Genomic DNA, 21,082 nt, shown 5'->3' with positions numbered 1-21,082 from the left:
AATACCAAACATTTATGATCTCTTTAAAATCTGTAACTCATCGATATGACCAGCAGCAAGACATCCGTTTTGAGGACTGGCAAATTGATGCCGGATCACAATGGCTCCTCCTTGGTGCATCAGGAAGTGGAAAATCAACCTTACTCCACATCCTGACAGGTATACTAAAACCCGTACAAGGCGCAGTTACCATAAAAGGAACTTCTATTTATGACCTATCCTCTAAAGAACTTGATCAGTTTAGAGGTAGAAACATCGGAATCGTCTTTCAACGCCCGCACCTGATTAAAAGTCTGAACATATCAGAAAACTTAGTTATTGCACAAAGCTTTGCTAAACTACCTACGAATCTAAAACGAGTGAATGAGGTATTGGATGCTTTAGGCATTGCAGATAAGAAACATGCGTATCCGGATCAATTGAGCCAGGGACAGCTGCAACGCGTATCTATTGCCCGTGCAGTGATCAACAAACCAGCCTTGCTGATTGCAGATGAGCCGACTTCCAGTCTGGACGATAACAATGCAGCCGTTGTACTGGAATTACTGATGCAACAATCGGGTGCCAACCAGGCCACATTGGTAGTAGCAACACACGATAAAAGAGTAAAAGACGCGTTTAAACACACCTACGAACTATCATGAGCCCTATAAAAATCAGCTGGAAGAGTCTATGGTCTAAACCGCTTTCTTCCGCATTAAACATGATGCTCATCGCCTTTGGCACCGGCATATTGACCATATTATTATTAGCCTCTAACCAAATTTCCCAAAAGCTGGACAATAACTCCAAAGATATTGACCTGGTTGTTGGCGCCAAAGGTAGCCCATTGCAATTGATTCTCAGCAGCATCTATTATATAGATTTTCCTACCGGAAACATCCCATTGAAAGCCGCGAAAGAATTATCCCGCAGCCCATTGGTAAAAAGAGCAGTACCACTGGCTTTAGGCGATAATTACAATGGAACGCGGATTGTTGGAACAGATAGCAATTTCGTAGCCCTGTACCAATTGAAACTGGAAAATGGAAAGTTCTGGAACACGGATTTTGAAGCTACCATTGGAGCAGGAGTTGCACAGAGTCAGCAGTTAAAAGTTGGCGATACCTTTTATGGCGCACATGGATTAAGCAGTAGCAGTGATGTACATAAAAGCCATCCTTATACCGTATCCGGGGTTTTAGAATCACAAGGAAATGTGACAGACAATCTGATTTTAACAAATATAGCCAGTGTATGGAAAATGCATGACGACCATGAGGACGACCATCACCAGCATGACAACGCAGAAAAACAAATTGAGAACGATGATCATAAAGAACTGACTTCTTTACTGATTCAATACCGTTCTCCGATGTCTGTGGCTATATTCCCAAGAATGGTCAATGAAACGACCAATATGCAAGCCGCTTCTCCTGCACAGGAAAGCACGAGACTATTCTCTTTAATCGGCGTAGGTGTGGAAACCCTGCAATGGTTCGCGGTTTTAATCATGCTCATCGCAGCGATCAGCGTATTTGTGAACCTTTACAACTCATTAAAAGAACGTAAATACGACCTGGCCATCATGCGTACACTTGGTGCTTCCAGAGGAAAACTCTTCGGGATTGTCATCATTGAAGGAATCATCCTTACCTTTGCAGGTACCATCATTGGTGTGGCACTGGGACACTTCGCCCTACAATTTATTGGTCATTATCAGGAAAGCAACCAAGCCCGCCTTACAGGAATGATCTTCCTGCAGGAGGAAATATATTTATTTGTTGCTGGCCTTGCGATTGGTATATTTGCGGCTATCATCCCTGCAATACAGGCATACAGGTCCAATATTTCTAAGATATTGTCTAAAAACTAACACAAATACAAAAGAAATGAAACGATTCCTACTCGCTATTTTACTCTTTACCGGATTTGCGGTAAAAGCCCAGCACAATCCTGATGATCAGATCCTGTCCGACAACTGGGACGTGGTAGGTGGTGTTGACTTTAAGATTGTTAAAGACTCAGAAATGTATGCGGTTTATACGCCCGATATTAAGAAACATGCCAACAAATCATTTGAATTGGAAGGATATATCGTTCCAATTAAGGACGGCATGAAACAAACGAAGTTTATGCTTTCTACTTTGCCCATCAATCAATGTTTCTATTGCGGAAAGAATGGCGTTCCAATCATGGTATTGGTCGAAATGACTGAACCGATTAAATTCACCTACAAAACAATTGTCGTAAAAGGCACGTTGAAATTAAACACTGGAAATGCAATGGATAATCCACCAATTTCCATCGTCAACGCAAAATCAATATAATTATGAAACTAGATCCTGTAAATATTTTAAAAGAACACGACCTTAAACACACCAAACAAAGGGTACGCGTACTGGAAGAAATTGCTTTAGATACGGTAGCGATCTCACAGCCAGAGCTGGAAAAAAAGCTGGGTAAAGAGATCGATCGCGTAACGCTTTACAGAATCCTGAATACTTACGAAGAAAAAGGAATTGTCCACCGTATCATGGACCTGAATGGCACCGCAAACTACGCATTATGCTCCTCTGCCTGCTCCGAAGACCACCATCATGATGAACATGTACATTTTAACTGCACAACCTGCGGAAAAATTTACTGCCTGGAAGTAACCGTACCAAAAATTAAAATGCCTGCCGGATTTACCGCTAAAACCGTCAATACAACGACTTATGGCACTTGCGAAAAATGTAACGCACTGATAGCCGCTTCGGCATAATTACCTGTTTATCTATTTGACTGTTTACCTAATTTATATAAAAAACCGGGCAGCTATTAATGATAGCGACCCGGTTTTTTCAGGAACGCTTTGACCTCGAAATTAATCTAATTCAAAGCCCTGTTTTAAACTAAGCCCAGGCTTTGTATAGAAAGTTGAGCCAGTTCTTATGAAAAATGAGCTCCAGCTCCGCTTCCGAATACCCTTTCGCAGCAAACATTCCCGGCATCTTTTGCAAGTCGGAGATTGTATCCAAATCAAATGGAGACTGTTCGGTTCCAAAAGCACCATCCAAATCTGATCCAATACCAATATGCTTTGCATTGCCCGCCAACTGGCAGATATGATCTGCATGGTCTACTACCTTTTGTAACCCGCAGCCTTTTCCCTTTGGAGTAGAAACACCTCTTTGCCAGTCAGGGACCAGCATCCAGTTATCTAAAGCTCCACCAATGACCGCTCCTCTATCGATTAAGGCCAATATCTGATCATCACTATATTGCCTGTTGTGATTTACTAACGTCCGGCAATTGTTGTGACTGGCCCAAACAGGTCCGGAAAAATGATCCAGCGCTTGCCAAAAAGCATCGTCGCAAAGATGTGTAGCATCCAGAATAAAGTTTAACCGCTCCATTTCCTTCAATAATTCCAATCCCTTAGCTCCCATCTTTCCGGTGGCATCGGTTCCATTTGCATACCGGCCAGGGCCATAATGCGCCGGACCGATTGCTCTCAAGCCATATTGATGAGCACGTTCCAGGTAAGAAACATTAACAATAGAATCTGCACCTTCCAGACTCAGGATGTAACCAATTGGCTTTTTATCATTTGAAAGGCCGTCATTCCATAACTCATAATGACTTTTCAATTGAGCGGCATTAGTGATTTGAAATAGTTCTCCCGCCTCTTCCATCGCTTTATACCAGGCCAGCTGCCCCTGAGTTTGTGCCCAGGCTTGTTCCGGCGAATTCCAGCCAGGAATCACACTATCCGGTTTCACAAAGCGGGCAATCTGTGTAGCTACCACTATACCAATATTTCCTTTCCGCAATTCCGGAAAAGATACGGTAGACTTCTCGCGGTCGGGCTTGTCTGTCATCCCCTTTTCAAGGGTTCTGATCATACTTACCGGCAACCTCAAATCCCTGTTCCATTCCATGGCATTCATGCTTAGGTCCAGGTGTGCATCAATTATAAACATAGATTCTAATGATTAAAATAACTCAAAAACTGCTTCTACTTCTACCGGAATATTGTCCGGCAAAGAGCCCATACCTACTGCACTTCTTACCCCAATTCCATTCTCCTGCCCCCAAACTGCTGCAAACAACTCGCTACAACCATTGATGATGTAAGGATGTTTTTCAAAATCCGGGGAACAGTTGACCATCCCTAAAACTTTGATCACCCTTTTCACTACATCGAGGCTACCAAAATTGGTCACAATGGTGGATAACATCGTTAAGCCAACTTGTCTGGCCGCAAGCTTGCCTGCTTCCGGGTCCATATCCGCGCCAATCCGTCCAATAATCAGTGACTGGTCTGATTGTACCGGCCCATGTCCTGATAAATATAAATATTTACCCTCTACTAAAAACGGTTTATAAATTCCAAGGGGTTTTGGAGCTGGTGGTAATACAAGATCTAATTTCAAAAATGCTTCCCGGGCTGATAAATTCATGGTGATTATGCTAAAATAATGTGTTAAAATATTCTTATTTATCCCACCATACACGAGTGGTTAGTGTATTGCACCCTGACGGGCAATCGCTTCCTGTACATTTTTAGTATTCCTTGCGCCTTTAGCATTCGGATAAATCAACCTTCCCGGAATCGTTTAGTTGATAAACTCCTCGTTCACTGACTTTGATTAACCAACCTGCTTAGGAAATCAAATATAGAATTGTTTTGGAATAACTGCATATTATTTGCAATTATTTTTCGCACCAAACCAGCTACATTATTCTAAAGTCTCTTTAAACTTTCGCAGTTTGAAAAAGAAATAAAAACACTTAAAAAACATCTTCAAACAAAAAAAATAAGGAAAAGCAAGAAACTTCATTTAAATAACTCTAGGCTTAAAAAAGGAAAAGACCGCCAAATCAATTTGATTTTTGCAAAAAATATGCAACAAGAAAACATTTACTGATACAGGCTTTAAATTGAGGAAGCAATAAGATTAAATAATCCGTCTTTAAACATTCAGAATAAATGCTGAAGGAGTCGTATAGAGGGGGGGGCTATTGCCACCAGCAATTAGCTATAGCGTCCTATATCTGATATCTCCATGAATGGGAGCAAGAACAGCAAAAAAATAGGGTGGTCATATTAATGACACACCCTATTCAATATCAGTTAAGATCTACTAGTGACCTTGGTGACCATCAGCACCATGTGCATGACCGTGGCTTAATTCTTCTTCAGTAGCTTCACGTACAGAAAGGATTTTACCAGCAAAAATCAGGTTTTTTCCAGCCATTGGGTGATTCAAATCTACAGAAACAGTAGTTTCATGGATTGCAGTAACACCAGCTCTGAAATGGTTACCTTGGTTATCTTGCAAAGGAATTACATCACCTACAGCAGGTAATCCAGCGTCTTTGAACATATCGATAGGCAAATCTGCGAAAGCTCCCGGATCTAAATCACCGTAACCGTCAGCAGCAGTAAGCTCGAAGCTATACTCATCACCAACATTTAATCCTGCTAAATGCTCTTCGAACTTAGGCAACATCATTCCTGTACCATATAAAAACACAAGCGCATTTTGCTCATCTGCTTTCTCTACAAAAACTTGTTGTCCTTCTTCATTAGTCGTATGCAATTCGTACGTTAATGATACTACTGTGTTGGGTTTAATACTCATTATGATGTTATTTTAGTTATCTATTTCAATGCTTCATCAACCGTTTTTCCGGCGACTGGCAAAATTATTTTCGGCAAATATAACCAGATTTAAATAAACCCCTTTATTTAATCGTGGATGAATACAAGCTATTTTAAAATCCAACAAAAAAACGCCCTTCATTGTTCAAAGAAACATTTTAAAATTTTTGCGACACCTCCTTCTACTGGATAATTAACTGAATTACCTTCAATACTGGAACTTACTGTCCATAAGATTGTTAAACTCCTTATATTGGACTACTTAATTCCAATATGGTGAATTCTGTGCCCTCCATCAATTCCTACATTCCGGCAATCAGACATTTATTATGCTACAAAATGACAGAAAAAGCCGTAGATGCCCCTATCTTTAACCACAAATTAAGAGCAGATAAAGCAACACAAATGATCAGATTAAATAAGGATACCCCCTCAGAAGTACTTCAGGAAGTAAAAAAAGGAGATTTAGTAACTGATACGTTTAGTAAAACCGGTCTGGTAGAAGAGATTGAAACTTCTGATGACGGCCTGTACAGGATCTATAATTTTCATTTGGTAACCGGCAGAACCATTACGATTAAAAAGTAAAGCCCTTCCCATCAATTTATCCATTTTTATAGCTGTAACTACTCTCCGTGGTTGTCAGATAGCTTCATGACGAGATTTTCATGGAGTAATATCAGAGAACATCCTTCGGTACAGGATTTCTAAATGCTTTGGTAGCTGTATTCAACACAAAATCAGTATTTTTAATAAAAACCTGACCGCCATGAAGATCACCCATACAGAAATATACCGGTTTAGCATTCCTATGATCCCTTTTGTGATTGCAACAGGAACCATGGATTTCGCACAAAATGTGCTGATCAGAATACATACTGACTCCGGCATTTATGGTGTTGGAGAATGTTCAGCCTTTCCGATGATTGTTGGAGAAAGTCAGGAAACCTGTCTGGCGATGGCTAAGGTATTTGCGAAAATCATGATCGGGAAAGATCCGCTGGACATTCCGGAAAGAATGAACGACTTAATGGGCTATGCGAACAATGGAACCATCAAAAGTGCCTTTGACATGGCCCTGTTTGACATTTCTGCAAAAAATGCAAAACAACCCTTGTATCAATTTCTCGGCGGACAAAAGAGAATCGTTGAAACCGATATGACTATTGGTATTGGCGATCCGGAAGTCATGGTACTTGCGGCAATTAAATACCAGGAACAGGGCTGCAATATTTTAAAAGTCAAGCTTGGCAAAAACATTAAAGAAGATATCGAGCGCATTAAACAAATCCGTGAAGCTGTAGGAGGAGCTATGAAAATCCGCCTGGATGCCAATCAGGGTTGGAGTTTTGACGATGCCCTTTTTGGACTGGGCAAGCTTGCCGAATATAACATAGAATTCTGTGAGCAGCCCATGCGGACCTGGTATGACGACTATTTACCGGAACTAAACCTCAACTCTCCGGTTAAAATCATGGCGGATGAGAGCTGCTACAACCAGCATGATGCGCGTAAGCTGATCAATAGTAAATCCTGTGAATACCTGAATATCAAATTCGCCAAATCCGGCGGCATACTGGAAGCACAAAAAATCCATGAAATTGCCCTTCAAACCGGTACGAAATGCATGATTGGCAGTATGCTGGAAAGCAGAATTGCAACAAGTGCAAACCTACATTTCGCTTTGTCCTCTCCAAATGTAGTCTTCTTTGATCTGGATACCTGTTTACTTGGACACCTGGTTGACCCTGCAATAGGTGGATTGACTTATGATGGCTATTTTCTCGAAATTCCGGAAAGCCCGGGGATCGGCGCAGATGCAGATCCTGAATTCTTGAAAACCTGTGAGCGTTTTTTGGTATAACACTTACAAACAGGACCATAACAAGCGAATCATTCTCTTTCCCCTAAGCCCTTATTTATTTCTAAAAGAAAAATCAGTAATTCCCGTATAAACACCCTTGACAATTTTAATCAATTTTATTAATTTGGTAAACTTAGTTTACAAACACCACCACATTAATGATAGACTACCATAAACAAGCTGTGTTATTTCAACAGCTATATGTGCTCAAAAAACTAACGGACGATTGGGGCGAAAAGAACATTTGCCATCTTCATCCGCCACACTTCAACATGGCCTTAATGCCATTTTTCATGGCAGTTGGATTAAATGGAAAATCCAGCAGCGCCATTGCAGCAACGCTTAAAGTGAGCAGACAAGCTACGGGGAAGATCATGAAAGAACTGGAGCAAAGCGGTCTTATTAAAGCAGAGAAAAGCACAACAGATGCCCGTTCCAATCTCCTTCAACTGACCGAAGATGGCCGCAGTTTCTACCTGCAGGTAGCAGAACAAGCAAGCCTACTCACCCGGAAGTACGAAAAACTAATTGGAAAAAAGCAATTAGAAATGATGACGGAAACCATGGAAAAGATGATTCATTTCCACGAAAAACTAAATCAATGTCACCTCATGGGTGGTACACATGGTTAACAGGCTACACATGATTAACCGAAAATAAACATTTAGTAACTGAGGATTTTAGGAATCCTCAGTCGCTCAAAAGCAGTACTATCGCCATTAAACGCGTTAAAATCTACCACATGGTTGATCCCCGTAATCCGGGCTTTATCAGAATGCTGCCAGAAAAACCAATTGGTGTCCCCGCTTACTTTCAGCTTTGCCTGATGATAATGTGCAATCCATAGTGGATACTCATCGAAATGCCCTTTCAGGTAATCTCTATAAAAAGTAAGTCCGGAATAAATAATAGGCTTTACTTTAGTCTTTTTCTCTACATAGCTGATGAATTCCTGTAGTTCCTTGCGCATACTGGCAGGATCTACACCATTCAACTGTTCAATATCCACTACCGGAGGTAAATCCCCCTCTTCAAATTTTACCGTTTGCAGAAAGAACTTCGCCTGCCATTCTCCGGATTTCTGAGGTCTGAAAAAGTGGTAAGCACCACAAACAATCCCTGCTTTTGCCGCTTCTCTCCAATTGCGTTGAAAATACGGGTCTACGCTTAAAATCCCTTCTGTGGCTTTGATAAAGGCGAATTTAACCTGTACCTCATCCTCTTTCATCGCTTTTACCTTACGCCAGTCGATTTTTCCCTGATAATAGGAAACATCAATGCCATGAATAGAATGTTTTTTGGGAATACGGATATCAAAACTGCTGTAGGTACGGTAATTCGGATCTTGTCCCCAGTCCTTCACCCAACGCCAGGTAGAGCTGAATCCTTTAATGATATAACCATAATAAAATGGCGACAACAAGATCAGCATTAAACCTACGATAGCAAACTTCCACTCCAGGGCCAATGGCTTTTTCTTCTTTACGACTTTACGCTTTACGGCAGGCTTTTTTCTTGCTGTAGCCGGCTTTCTCGCGACAGGTGTTTTTTTAAGTAAAGGAGAATCTGGAGGTACTAAAGGCATGGGGTAAAAATACAAAAGGGCAGCCGATTTGGCTACCCTTTTTTGAATAAGTATTTATTCTATTTAGAATCAAGTGCTTATTTACTCAACTCCGCAAAATACTTGTGGAATAATGGCAATGTTTCGATTCCTTTATAATAATTAAAGATGTCATATTTCTCATTTGGAGAGTGTAAGGCATCACTATCTAATCCGAATCCTAACAATACAGATTTAATACCTAAGGCACTTTCAAATAAGGCTACGATTGGAATACTACCACCACCTCTTGTAGGGATAGGTTTTTTACCAAATGAATCCAGGATTGCCTGTTCTGCAGCACGGTAAGCGATGCTATCTGTTGGCGTCACTACCGGCTCACCACCATGATGTGCCGTTACTTTTACCTTCACGTAATCAGGAGCAATACTTTCAAAATGTTTCGCAAAGATCTCAGAGATCTCTTCAGATGTCTGATTTGGAACCAAACGCATAGAGATTTTAGCATTCGCTTTAGAAGGCAATACCGTTTTGGCACCTTCACCAATATAACCGCTCCAAATACCATTTACTTCTAAAGTTGGTCTTGTTCCGGTACGTTCCAGGGTAGAATAACCTTTCTCGCCCCATTCTGCATTGATTTCCAGATCTTCTTTATATTCATTCAGGTCGAATGGTGCTGAATTTAAAGCTGCTTTTTCAGCATCAGTCAATTCTACTACCTTATCATAGAATGCAGGAATAGTAATGTGGTTATTTTCATCATGTAATGAAGCAATCAGTTTACATAGGATGGTTGCAGGGTTAGCCACGGCGCCACCATATACACCAGAGTGTAAATCGCGGTTCGGACCAACGACTTCCACTTCCATATAAGCCAGACCACGAAGTCCGGTTTCAATAGAAGGATTTTCCATGCTGATCATAGAAGTATCAGAAATCAATACGACATCTGCTTTTAAACGTTCTGTATTTGCTTTCACAAACACACCAAGGTTTGCAGAACCTACTTCTTCCTCTCCTTCAATCATGAACTTCACGTTACAAGCCAAAGTATTGGTTTTCATCATCAATTCAAAAGCCTTTACATGCATATAGAACTGACCTTTATCATCACAGGCACCACGTGCATAAATTTTACCGTCACGAATAGTCGGTTCAAAAGGAGGTGTTTTCCAAAGCTCCAGAGGATCTGCCGGCTGCACATCATAATGACCATAAATTAAAACGGTAGGCAATGTTGCATCGATGATTTTCTCCCCATATACAATCGGGTAGCCTGCTGTTTCACAGATCTCCACATTATCCGCACCAGCTTCTTTCAGTTTCTGAGCTACAAAATCAGCTGTTTTCAATACATCACCCTTATATTTAGGATCCGCACTTACCGAAGGAAAACGTAACAGTTCAAACAATTCGTCTAAAAAACGTTGTTTGTTGTCTTCTACATATTTTTTAATCTCTTGCATAACAAATGGTTATTTAACGCCTCTAATTTGAGTCGATAAAACTAGAAAATTTTACGCTGAAAAGCGCATAAAAAAACCCTTATTAATATCATTAATAAGGGTTAGGTAAAAGCTGAGTAACCTTATAAACTCTTTTGCAAGCCAATCAGGTCAGTAACCAATTGATCTCTAAGCGCAATAAAATCATAGTTTACGAAATCACAAGAGTACTTTCTGAAGGCCATTTTATAACCGATCGTAAATTCTCCCATTTCATAAGTCGTATCTTTAATTGCTGTATCCAGCTCACCATCGTTTTCTGCAATGCGTAAACCTTCGATCAGTTCATTGAAGATATATTTCTTATCTTCTCTATGCGCATCAGTACTATATATAAAAGTGAATAATGCTTCTGAGTAAACTCTGATGGATTCCATCACATTAATGTGATCAGAAATCGCTTTTTTCAATCCTTTATTAACTTTCTCTTTTATTTCTGTTTCCGGTCCGGCTACTGCTTCCGCATCTTCCTTCATCAATTCTGACTTGTATTCTTTCAGGGAATCGATACCAAGAAATGTCAATTTAACACCACCATCCACACTATCAATAAAAGCAGGTGCTACTATCTTTCCCTCAAAATCAGTCAAATGAACACCTATAACATCTACTTCAATTTCTAACTTCATAAAATATTTTTTATAAAAATATGAAAATAAACACAAAACCCCTTGACGCCCGGCATAAGAATAATTTATTAACTTCGTTTCGAACGCTATTTTAAAACAAAATGCAAGATTTTACGAACGAAAATTTAGACCTCAGTCTCCTTCCAAAACATGAAACTGTAGCCCTTAATGAGCTGAACAAGAAGTACTGGAAGGTCATTTTGATGAACATAGCGGTTTTTATGCTCATTTTTGGGCTAGCCGCTTACCTCCTGTTTTCCCTGCTTAAAGCAACAAGACCGGAACCCTATATTTTTATTGGCGGATATCTACTGACCGGAATCTTATTGGTTGTCTTTTATGCAATTAGCATCCGAAAAAGAGGCTATGCTATCAGAGAAAAAGACCTGATTTATAAAAGCGGGATTATTTCGATAACCACCTCGGTAGTTCCATTCAGCAGAATTCAGCACATCACCCTTAATGAAGGTGTATTCTCCAGAATGTTTAATCTGGCAGCTTTACATATTTATACTGCCGGTGGAATTTCCGGAAACATTGTGATCCCCGGATTGGATATCGAGCTTGCCAGAGCCATTAAAGAGGAACTGAGTAAACAGGTTAGTCAGCAGGAATCGAAGGATAATGAAAATCTGAATCAAAATACAACAGCACAAAAACCGGCAAATACTCAGGAGTATAAATCCGGGACTGCACAAGAACACAAATCAGGGAGTACACCAACAAACCCTGCCAGCAATGAATTAACCCGGGATGCTGATGGAAACTAATTTCTCTGAGCCAAAAAGGCAATCTGCCGTAGGTGTCGTCGTTATGTTCCTTAGCAACCTGCAGGGGAGCATCAGGGTCCTGATCTTTCCAATTATACTGCTCGTTGTCCGCTCTAAGAGTATTAGTGCGGGATATCTATTGTCAGGAATACTGGCCTTTCTCATTATTCTTGCCATATATTCTTATCTGAGCTACCTTAAATTCACATTTTTTCTTGATGAGGAAAAGCAAGAGTTTGTGATTCAGAAGGGCATCCTGAACAGGGAGAACCTGATCATCAGGCTTGATAAAATCCAACAGGTAAATATAAACCAATCCCTTATCCAAAGAATCGTTGGGGTGTACAGTCTCGAAATTGATACCGCAGGAAGTGATAAAAAGGAAGCGCACATCAAGGCCATTGACCACCAGGCGGCCACCATACTTCGGGAAAAACTGTTGAGCAGAACATTTCAAGCTGATCTTGCAAATGCTGAGGCTACAAGTGCAGATTATGCAGGTACTGATCATGGAAGTACTGACCTGGCAAGTACAGAAAAAAACTATACAACCGGAGGCTTTGCCAGTCAAACAAACCCAGGCAGACAGCACAGCAGCCCTTTACTCAAACTAAGTAGCTCCAGCCTCTTTAAAATAGGATTAACTTCCAATTACGGGGCAAGTATTGCGCTATTAACCGGTTTTATCTTTGCGATCATTGAGGCGACAAAAAACTATACCGAAGCCTTTAAACTGGAGCACAATCCCATCAGTCAACTTTCTACAAAAGGGCTGGGTTTACTTTCCTTATGTGTGTTCCTGATCATTGCCTTACTGATTGTATTAGGTACCAACCTGATCCGAACTTTCATTAAATATTTCGACTTTGAAATCAGGAAAGAAAAAAACTTCCTTTCCATCCATTCTGGTCTGTTCGACAAGAAACATACTTTATTGAAACCTGCCCGTGTACAAATCAGCAGTTACAGTCAGAATTACTTTCAGAAAAAACTAAACCTCATCAATTTAAGATTCAAACAAGCAGCTTTCAGTACTGCCGCGGACACCGATAAAGACGATAAAAAGCACGACATAGAAGTTCCGGGTTGTGACGAAAGGGAAAAAAATGAAATCCTTAAAATGATCTATAACCGGCTTCCGGTTCAGGGAACTGCTTTTATACCAAATTACCGGTTTTTATTCCTCACCGTGATGTTACGCATCGTCATTCCGGGGCTTATTTTTCTTGCCATCGCTGCTCTCCTACCTTCCTTACAGCGCTACTTATGGCTGATTATTCCGTACACCATTTTAGTAGGAACCGCTCTGTATTTTGAGTACGCTCACCATAGGTTATATGTATCCGAAGATTTCATCATCAAGAAAAGCGGCATCTGGGACATAGAGTACCAAACCCTGGAGGCCCATAAAATTCAAAAGATTACAACCAAACAATATTTCTGGCATAAGAAAGCAGATATCGGACATTTGATACTGCATACTGCTGCCGGAACCTTACATTTTAAGTATGGAAAGTATGCCGATATTCATCATATGGTAAACTATTGGTTATATAAAGTAGAGTCGGGCAAAAAAGATTGGATGTAACTCCAATAAGAGACATAGTTTTCTTATTTTTGTCCGAATGTAGATGGGCGTACCTTTTGGGTAAGCCGATAGCAATACATGGTTTAAACAATACCTTTAAAAAGCAGAACAGGATAGCATTTTGGATTATTTAGCAGGATTAAACCCCCAACAACGCGCAGCAGTAGAAAACACCCAGGGACCAGCAATGATTGTCGCAGGTGCCGGCTCCGGAAAAACACGTGTCATTACTTATAGAGTAGCTCACCTGATTGAAAAAGGAGTTGATCCATTCAATATTCTGGTGCTTACTTTTACGAATAAAGCCTCTAAAGATATGCGTGAGCGAATCATGAAAGTGATTGGCGCTGAAGCAAAAAATATCTGGATGGGTACTTTTCACTCCGTATTTGCGAAGATATTACGGGTAGAAGCAGAAAAAATCGGCTATCCTTCCAGTTTCACCATCTATGATACAGACGACAGTAAAAGTCTGATCAGGGCGATCTTACGCGAGATGCAGCTGGACGACAAGCTTTACAATGCGAATTTCGTTTACAACAGAATTTCTTCTGCAAAAAATAACCTGGTTTCCTATTCGGAATACATGGAGAATGCAGAAATTCAGGCGGAAGACATCAGCAATAAACGTCCCTTAATCGGTGCGATCTATGAAACTTATACCAAACGTTGTTTCAAATCAGGAGCAATGGATTTTGACGATTTATTGTTTAAGACCAATGTATTGTTGAAAAACCACCCTGATGTACTCAACAAATACCAGCAGAAATTTAAATACCTGATGGTGGATGAGTACCAGGATACTAACTTTTCCCAGTACACGATTGTCAAGAAACTGGCAGCAGCTTACCAGAACATCTGTGTGGTAGGTGATGATGCGCAAAGTATCTATGCCTTCAGGGGTGCAAACATTCAGAATATCCTGAATTTTGAACGCGATTACCCGGATCTGAAAGTTTATAAATTAGAGCAGAATTACCGCTCCACCCAGAATATTGTAGAAGTTGCAAACAGCATCATCGCCAACAATAAAAACCAATTGGAGAAGAATGTATTCTCTGACAATGAGGCTGGCGACAGGATCAGGGTTCAGCGTGCATTTACGGACAATGAGGAAGGTAAAATTGTAGCGGAAGCCATCATTCAGGAACGCAGTTCTAAAGGTTATAACTACAATGATTTTGCCATCTTATACCGTACCAATGCGCAGTCAAGGGCAATGGAGGAAGGTTTAAGAAAACTCAATGTTCCTTATAAAATCTATGGCGGACTATCTTTCTACCAACGTAAAGAGATCAAGGATTTAATCGCTTATTTCCGCTTAACCTTCAATCCTAGTGATGAAGAAGCGATCAAAAGGGTGATCAATTACCCAAAAAGAGGGCTTGGAGATACTACCGTAGAAAAATTATTGGTTGCTGCAGACGAACACAATGTCACCATGTGGGAAGTAGTTTGTAATCCACAACAATATATTGCCGGAAGAATTGCCAATCAGTTGAATGATTTCGCGATGATGATCAAGAGTTTCACCGTGGAAGCGAAGAAACTAGATGCCTATGAAGCGGCATTATACATTGCACAACACTCCGGAATTCTAAAAGAATTACATTCGGATATGACTGATGAAGGTCGTGGAAGACATGAAAATATACAGGAATTATTAAACGGGATCAAGGAATTTGGAGAACGCGAAGATATTGAAGACCGTAGTCTGGAAGTATTTATGCAGGATATCGCCTTGCTGACCAACGATGATAAATCAAATGACAAGAATGTAGACACCGTTTCTTTAATGACCATTCACTCTTCAAAAGGTCTGGAATTTAAAAACGTGTTTGTAGTTGGCTTAGAGGAAAACCTCTTCCCTTCTCAAATGTCATTAAATTCAAGATCTGATCTTGAAGAAGAGCGCAGGTTATTTTATGTGGCGGTTACCCGTGCAGAAAAGAAACTTACCCTTACCTACTCCACGTCGAGGTACAGATGGGGCACCTTGACAAACTGTGAGCCGAGTCGCTTTATTGAAGAGATCAATCCACGTTACCTGGAGATTGAGGTACCAAAATCTGCTAAACCTGTTACCGGCGACGACAGTTTTTCTTCAGAGCGAAGAAGCTGGACGCAACAAAGGGATAGTTTCAGCAAGCCTAAACCTGCTGCTTCGGGTACTACAACCGGTACATCTACAGCGACAAGGCCAAAAACATCTGTCCTGCCTAAAGCCCACATTCCTACACCAGGTTTCGCTCCTGATGCCGCCAACCTATTCCAAAATGGAATGGAAGTAGAGCATGAGAAGTTCGGTTTCGGTAAAATTGTGAGTCTGGAAGGTAGCTTGCCTGATGTAAAAGCAACGGTATTTTTTCAAGGTCTGGGTAATAAGCAGTTATTATTAAAATTTGCTAAATTGCGAATTGTTAAATAAAATATATCTTTACAGAATCAGAATGAGTTTATAACGCCCTGATTACTGCAATTTTAAATAACGATTATACAAAATATGGCTTTATCCCGTTATCACCTGATACGAACGGCATTTAGCAGATTTAGCCTACTCAAGAAGATTTAATACGCCCGATTGGGCCGGCCGGTTCGCAAAACCGGTCGCACATAAAAATAATAAAGTATAATTATACAGATGAATTTCGATTATAATACCACAAGAAACGAGTTAATCCTCGCCGAATACGGCCGTAATGTACAGAACATGGTGAAGTACATTATTGAATTACCCGACCTTGAAGAACGTAATAAATACGCTCAGGCGGTGATAGATCTTATGGGATTCTTGAACCCCCATTTGCGTGATGTTGCTGACTTTAAGCACAAGCTATGGGATCATTTACACATTATCTCAGGTTACAAAATCGATGTAGACTGTCCATATCCTAAGCCTACACCGGAAGATGCATTGGTGAAACCGAAACATATCGGCTATCCTCAGCAAAAAATCACCTATAAACATTATGGTAAAACTGTAGAAACGATGATCGAGAAGGCCAAAGCGGTTGACGATCCGGAGCGCAGAGCTGCCATGGTTCAGGGTATTGCGAATTTCATGAAAATGGCTTACGTAACCTGGAACAAAGACAGTGTAGCTGATGAAACTATCCTGAAAAACTTACGCGAACTATCGGGTGGACAACTACAATTAGACGAGAATGTAAACCTTGCGAAGGTTGAATTTAAACCTGTAGTAGCCAGACCTGCGAACAACAACAACCGCGGCAGACAAAACAACAACAGTAAAGGCAGACAGAGCAATACTAGTAATAGTAACAGCAACCGCCCTCAACGTAACAATAACAATCCAAAACCAAGACACTAATTCTTACCAATTTACAATACTATACAAGCTTATTACAACATGAATGCATTCGAAATAATTGGTGGACAAAAGTTAAAAGGTGAAATCACACCTCAGGGAGCAAAGAATGAAGCCCTTCAAATTATCTCAGCAGTTTTATTAACTGAAGAAAAAATAACAATCAGCAATATCCCTGATATTAAAGATGTTAACAAACTAATCGAACTTTTAGGAGACCTTGGTGTAACGGTAGAACGCCTGTCGAAAGACACGTATACTTTTGAAGCTAAAAACATCAACCTGGAGTTCTTCCAAAGTGATATATTTAAAGCTAAAGGCGGTAGTTTAAGAGGATCAATTATGATCGTCGGACCACTATTGGCCCGTTTTGGTAAAGCAGCAATCCCTAAACCAGGTGGCGATAAAATCGGCCGCAGAAGACTGGATACGCATTTCTTAGGCTTTGAAAAATTAGGTGCTAAATTCGTATATGACTCCAAAAAAGAGTTCTTTAACGTAGATGCAACTGCCCTTAAAGGTGCTTATATCCTGATGGATGAAGCTTCTGTAACCGGTACTGCAAATATTGTGATGACGGCAGTAATGGCCAAAGGGATCACTACAATTTACAACGCTGCCTGTGAGCCTTACTTACAGCAACTGTGTAAAATGTTGAACCGTATGGGTGCAAAAATCACTGGTGTAGGTTCTAACTTACTAACCATTGAAGGCGTAACCAAATTAGGTGGCACAGAACACCGTATGCTACCTGACATGATCGAAATCGGCTCTTTCATTGGCCTTGCAGCAATGACAGAATCAGAAATCACCATCAAAGACGTATGCTATGCTGAACTGGGTATTATTCCTGAAGTTTTCAGAAAACTAGGTATCAAATTTGAACTTAGAGGTGATGATATTTTCATTCCTTCTCAGAAACATTATGTAATCGAGTCATTTATCGATGGATCAATGTTAACCATTGCAGATTCTCCATGGCCAGGATTCACGCCTGACTTATTGAGTATCGTATTGGTGGTTGCTACTCAGGCTAAAGGATCAGTATTGATTCACCAGAAAATGTTTGAAAGCCGTCTGTTCTTTGTAGATAAACTGATCGAAATGGGTGCGCAAATCATCCTTTGTGATCCACACAGAGCTACTGTAAACGGAATCAACAAGCAATATAAACTAAGAGGTATCAGCATGACTTCTCCGGATATCCGTGCAGGTGTATCTCTGTTGATCGCTGCTTTATCTGCTGAAGGAAAATCAACAATTTTCAATATTGAGCAAATTGAGCGTGGCTACCAGGATATCGATACACGTCTACGTGCCCTTGGCGCGCAAATTAAACGTATTGATGCTTCGGCACCAAGTCACTAGGTTTTAAAATATAGGGTCAACAAGATTGGCCCTTAAAAATAAGCATAAAAAAAGCTCCCTGAAATTCAGGGAGCTTTTTTTATGCTTAGTAAAATCTTATGATCACCGGAATTATCCTGAAATTGCATTGATGATATCATACTGCGTGATGATTTCAATCTTACCTTGCTCATCTTCTACCAATACCGCAGAATTTTCTTTATTGATCAGGGTTGAAATCTTATCAATTGAAGTGTTCATATCAACAAAAGGGAAAGTGTTGGACATAATTTCCTTTACCGGAGCAGATTTCAAAGAAGGATTCTCTAAAAGTGCTTTAAGGATATCACTTTCGGCAACCTTACCTACTACCATTCCCTGTTGAGTAACCGGAATCTGAGAGATATTTAAGGTGTGCATATTGTTAATAGCCTCCAGAATACTCTTCTCACAATCAATCGTAATGATTTCTGTAGCCTCTCTCTTAGCAAGAATTGACCTTGCAGTCAGTTTTTCGTCCTTAAGGAAACCGCGTTCTCTCAACCAATCTTCATTGTACATTTTACCCATATAACGACTTCCATGGTCATGGAAGATCACTACAACGACATCTTCAGGTTTCAGTTTGTCTTTCAACTGCAATAGTCCGGCAATAGCTGATCCTGCAGAATTTCCAACAAATATCCCTTCTTTACGTGCAATTTCACGTGTCATCAAGGCTGCATCTTTATCCGTCACCTTCTCGAAAAGATCAATGACGTCAAAATCTACATTCTTTGGTAAAAAGTCTTCCCCAATCCCCTCAGTAATGTAAGGATAGATCTCATTTTTATCTAAAATTCCTGTTTCTTTATATTTCTTAAACACAGATCCATAAGTATCAATTCCCCATACTTTAATATCAGGATTCTGCTCTTTCAAGTATCTTCCTGTACCGGAAATTGTACCACCTGTACCCACTCCTACCACTAAATGCGTGATCTTACCTTCAGTTTGTGCCCAGATTTCTGGTCCTGTCTGCTCGTAATGTGCCTGAGAATTGGCAAGGTTATCATATTGATTTGGCTTCCATGAATTCGGAACTTCACGCTCTAAACGCGAGGAAACTGAATAATAAGACCTTGGATCTTCAGGTTCTACGTTCGTTGGACAAACGATAACTTCCGCACCAAAAGCACGCAAAGCATCAACTTTCTCCTTAGACTGCTTATCTGTAGTTGTGAAAATACATTTATAGCCCTTAATAATCGCCACCATAGCCAGTCCCATTCCGGTATTTCCAGATGTTCCTTCTATGATAGTTCCACCAGGTTTAAGCTTACCGCTTTTCTCCGCTTCCTCGATCATTTTAAGTGCCATACGGTCTTTAATCGAATTACCGGGGTTAGTGGTTTCAATTTTTGCCAATACCGTAGCCGGAATTTCCTTTGTAATGTTATTCAATTTTACCAATGGCGTATTACCAATGGTTTCCAAAATATTATTGTACCACATGATACAAAAATACAAATTGGTCCTTAGAATTCTATTTATAAATCATAATTCACTATTTAATATTGCAAATCAAAAACAAACGAAATAATATTTTAATCTACTAGTCCAATAGACTTATTTACCATCTATTATATAGGTAAAGAAAGAATATCTTAACAGCGTTGATAGCGCTTGCCCGGCAAGGAAACCAACAAGCCCTCTACTTCAAGGTTCAATAAATGCAAGGATAACCTACTTTGCGGAAGTTCCAATTTCCGCGACAGCTCATCAATATCCAGATCTGAAATCTTTAGCACCTTTAATATTTTCAGCTCCACAGCGTCAAGTGCTAACGGTTCCTCTTCCAATATAGCAACCTCCTTTTTCAAGGGCTCCTCCCAGCCCAAAAAGTAAGGAAGATCCTTCGCATGACTGATCAATCCGGCTCTATTGGTCTTAATCAGGAAGTTACAGCCTTCGGAATAAAGATCGGTAGTCCTGCCAGGAAAGGCATAAACGTCTCTATGGTACGAATTGGCAATATCAGCAGTAATGAGTGCCCCACCTTTTGATGCCGCCTCAACAACAATGGTCACATCTGAAATCCCCGCAATAATGCGGTTACGCTTAGGGAAATTCTCCTTATCAGGATTCGTAAGAGAAGGAAACTCTGATAATAAACCACCATTCAGTACCATTTTTTTCGCTAAAGGTCCATGTACCTGAGGATACATACGATCCAAACCATGGGCCAGTACACCCACTGTCGGTATACCACAACTCAGGCTTTCCTGATGAGCGTTCACATCGATGCCGTAGGCGAGTCCACTCACAATCAACACTTCATAAGGTGCCAGCACCTCTGCCAGTTGCTTACAGAGCAGCTTACCGTAACTGGTGGCCTTGCGGGTTCCGACTATACTAATAATACGTGGATGATTCAGGTCGGCGGTTCCTCTATAGTATAACAAGATCGGTGCATCCTCACAGTTCTTTAACCGCACTGGATAATTAGCATCCGTATAAAACAGCACCTGCACCTGGTATCGTTCTATAAATTTCAACTGTTCCCTGGCTTTCAACAAAGCCTCTTTACCTAAAATGTGTTGCGCAGTGATCACACCTACTCCTGGAACCTGCATTAAGGCTGCTTTGCTGGCTTTAAAAATCGCTTCCGGTGTAATGAAATGGGTTAACAGGTGCTTTGCGGTGATATGACCCACATTCTGGATCATGCTAAGGGCAATTTTATAAATTAAGCTCATAAGCTAACTTATGTGTTATCTGTTGGATTATCAAACGTCTTTTAAAATTCTGGCCCTCCTGGTCGTAAAAAAGGTTTCGGCAACATCGACGGGAATCTTTTGCGCTGAAGAAGC

20 protein-coding genes are annotated in these 21,082 nt (G+C 40.5%); 12 read left to right on the top strand and 8 right to left on the bottom strand.

Annotated elements, in window-relative coordinates; all coding sequences use genetic code 11:
- The first annotated feature begins 14 nt into the window (after positions 1-14).
- From OQX61_RS11770 to OQX61_RS11755, 4 genes are read left to right on the top strand one after another with little or no spacing between them, the layout of a single operon-like run.
- Positions 15-644, top strand: coding sequence for an ATP-binding cassette domain-containing protein (locus tag OQX61_RS11770; protein ID WP_265841872.1), 630 nt, complete (start codon positions 15-17; stop codon positions 642-644).
- Positions 641-1,855, top strand: coding sequence for an FtsX-like permease family protein (locus OQX61_RS11765; protein ID WP_265841871.1), 1,215 nt, complete (start codon positions 641-643; stop codon positions 1,853-1,855). The genes OQX61_RS11770 and OQX61_RS11765 overlap by 4 nt, the downstream gene beginning before the upstream one ends.
- A 16-nt stretch (positions 1,856-1,871) precedes the next feature.
- Entirely contained in the window at positions 1,872-2,309 is a 438-nt protein-coding gene (locus OQX61_RS11760) for a hypothetical protein (RefSeq protein ID WP_265841870.1), read from the top strand.
- Positions 2,310-2,311: 2 nt separating this feature from the next.
- Positions 2,312-2,746: a transcriptional repressor gene (locus OQX61_RS11755; protein ID WP_265841869.1), complete on the top strand. Its 435-nt coding sequence runs from the start codon at positions 2,312-2,314 to the stop codon at positions 2,744-2,746.
- A gap of 130 nt (positions 2,747-2,876) precedes the next feature.
- Here the strand turns inward: OQX61_RS11755 and OQX61_RS11750 are convergent, their stop codons facing one another.
- The 3 genes from OQX61_RS11750 to OQX61_RS11740 all read right to left on the bottom strand — a co-directional run bounded on the left by OQX61_RS11750 (position 2,877) and on the right by OQX61_RS11740 (position 5,612).
- Complete coding sequence (locus OQX61_RS11750; protein ID WP_265841868.1) at positions 2,877-3,947, bottom strand: membrane dipeptidase; 1,071 nt, start codon at positions 3,945-3,947, stop codon at positions 2,877-2,879.
- 12 nt (positions 3,948-3,959) lie between these two features.
- On the bottom strand, positions 3,960-4,427 hold the full coding sequence (locus OQX61_RS11745) for a RidA family protein (protein WP_265841867.1): 468 nt from the start codon (positions 4,425-4,427) through the stop codon (positions 3,960-3,962).
- Positions 4,428-5,111: 684 nt separating this feature from the next.
- Positions 5,112-5,612, bottom strand: a complete 501-nt coding sequence (locus OQX61_RS11740; protein WP_265841866.1) for a peptidylprolyl isomerase — start codon at positions 5,610-5,612, stop codon at positions 5,112-5,114.
- 359 nt (positions 5,613-5,971) lie between these two features.
- On the opposite strand from OQX61_RS11740, the gene OQX61_RS11735 reads away from it, so the two are divergent.
- The 3 genes from OQX61_RS11735 to OQX61_RS11725 all read left to right on the top strand — a co-directional run bounded on the left by OQX61_RS11735 (position 5,972) and on the right by OQX61_RS11725 (position 8,128).
- Positions 5,972-6,220, top strand: coding sequence for a hypothetical protein (locus tag OQX61_RS11735; protein ID WP_265841865.1), 249 nt, complete (start codon positions 5,972-5,974; stop codon positions 6,218-6,220).
- A 181-nt stretch (positions 6,221-6,401) separates the two neighbouring features.
- A complete protein-coding gene (locus OQX61_RS11730) occupies positions 6,402-7,496 on the top strand; it encodes a dipeptide epimerase (protein ID WP_265841864.1) in 1,095 nt (364 codons plus the stop codon).
- Between the two features lie 158 nt (positions 7,497-7,654).
- Positions 7,655-8,128: a MarR family transcriptional regulator gene (locus OQX61_RS11725; RefSeq protein ID WP_265841863.1), complete on the top strand. Its 474-nt coding sequence runs from the start codon at positions 7,655-7,657 to the stop codon at positions 8,126-8,128.
- A gap of 32 nt (positions 8,129-8,160) precedes the next feature.
- Here the strand turns inward: OQX61_RS11725 and OQX61_RS11720 are convergent, their stop codons facing one another.
- From OQX61_RS11720 to OQX61_RS11710, 3 genes are all read right to left on the bottom strand, one after another.
- A complete protein-coding gene (locus OQX61_RS11720) occupies positions 8,161-9,081 on the bottom strand; it encodes a glycoside hydrolase family 25 protein (RefSeq protein WP_265841862.1) in 921 nt (306 codons plus the stop codon).
- A gap of 77 nt (positions 9,082-9,158) precedes the next feature.
- On the bottom strand, positions 9,159-10,529 hold the full coding sequence (locus OQX61_RS11715; RefSeq protein WP_265841861.1) for a dipeptidase: 1,371 nt from the start codon (positions 10,527-10,529) through the stop codon (positions 9,159-9,161).
- 122 nt (positions 10,530-10,651) lie between these two features.
- On the bottom strand, positions 10,652-11,197 hold the full coding sequence (locus OQX61_RS11710; RefSeq protein WP_265841860.1) for a hypothetical protein: 546 nt from the start codon (positions 11,195-11,197) through the stop codon (positions 10,652-10,654).
- A gap of 101 nt (positions 11,198-11,298) precedes the next feature.
- Between OQX61_RS11710 and OQX61_RS11705 the strand changes: the two genes are divergently transcribed.
- The 5 genes from OQX61_RS11705 to murA all read left to right on the top strand — a co-directional run bounded on the left by OQX61_RS11705 (position 11,299) and on the right by murA (position 18,251).
- Entirely contained in the window at positions 11,299-11,967 is a 669-nt protein-coding gene (locus OQX61_RS11705) for a PH domain-containing protein (RefSeq protein WP_265841859.1), read from the top strand.
- Entirely contained in the window at positions 11,957-13,555 is a 1,599-nt protein-coding gene (locus tag OQX61_RS11700; RefSeq protein WP_265841858.1) for a PH domain-containing protein, read from the top strand. Before OQX61_RS11705 ends, OQX61_RS11700 begins: the two co-directional genes overlap by 11 nt.
- A gap of 121 nt (positions 13,556-13,676) precedes the next feature.
- Positions 13,677-15,983, top strand: coding sequence for a UvrD-helicase domain-containing protein (locus tag OQX61_RS11695; RefSeq protein WP_265841857.1), 2,307 nt, complete (start codon positions 13,677-13,679; stop codon positions 15,981-15,983).
- Positions 15,984-16,196: 213 nt separating this feature from the next.
- Positions 16,197-16,886, top strand: a complete 690-nt coding sequence (locus tag OQX61_RS11690) for a DUF4290 domain-containing protein (protein ID WP_265841856.1) — start codon at positions 16,197-16,199, stop codon at positions 16,884-16,886.
- A gap of 39 nt (positions 16,887-16,925) precedes the next feature.
- Positions 16,926-18,251, top strand: a complete 1,326-nt coding sequence (gene murA, locus OQX61_RS11685) for a UDP-N-acetylglucosamine 1-carboxyvinyltransferase (RefSeq protein WP_265841855.1) — start codon at positions 16,926-16,928, stop codon at positions 18,249-18,251.
- 111 nt (positions 18,252-18,362) lie between these two features.
- Here murA and OQX61_RS11680 read toward each other — a convergent pair whose 3' ends face one another.
- Positions 18,363-19,724, bottom strand: coding sequence for a pyridoxal-phosphate dependent enzyme (locus OQX61_RS11680; protein ID WP_265841854.1), 1,362 nt, complete (start codon positions 19,722-19,724; stop codon positions 18,363-18,365).
- A 152-nt stretch (positions 19,725-19,876) separates the two neighbouring features.
- The gene (gene dprA, locus OQX61_RS11675) at positions 19,877-20,968 is read right to left on the bottom strand and encodes a DNA-processing protein DprA (protein ID WP_265841853.1); all 1,092 of its coding nucleotides are present in this window, start codon (positions 20,966-20,968) and stop codon (positions 19,877-19,879) included.
- Positions 20,969-21,082 lie beyond the last annotated feature (114 nt).

The sequence above is a fragment of the Pedobacter sp. PLR genome, assembly GCF_026239675.1.
Taxonomy (GTDB): domain Bacteria; phylum Bacteroidota; class Bacteroidia; order Sphingobacteriales; family Sphingobacteriaceae; genus Pedobacter.
The sequence above is the reverse complement of the archived record's forward strand: the minus strand, read 5'-3'. Positions and strand labels throughout refer to the sequence as shown.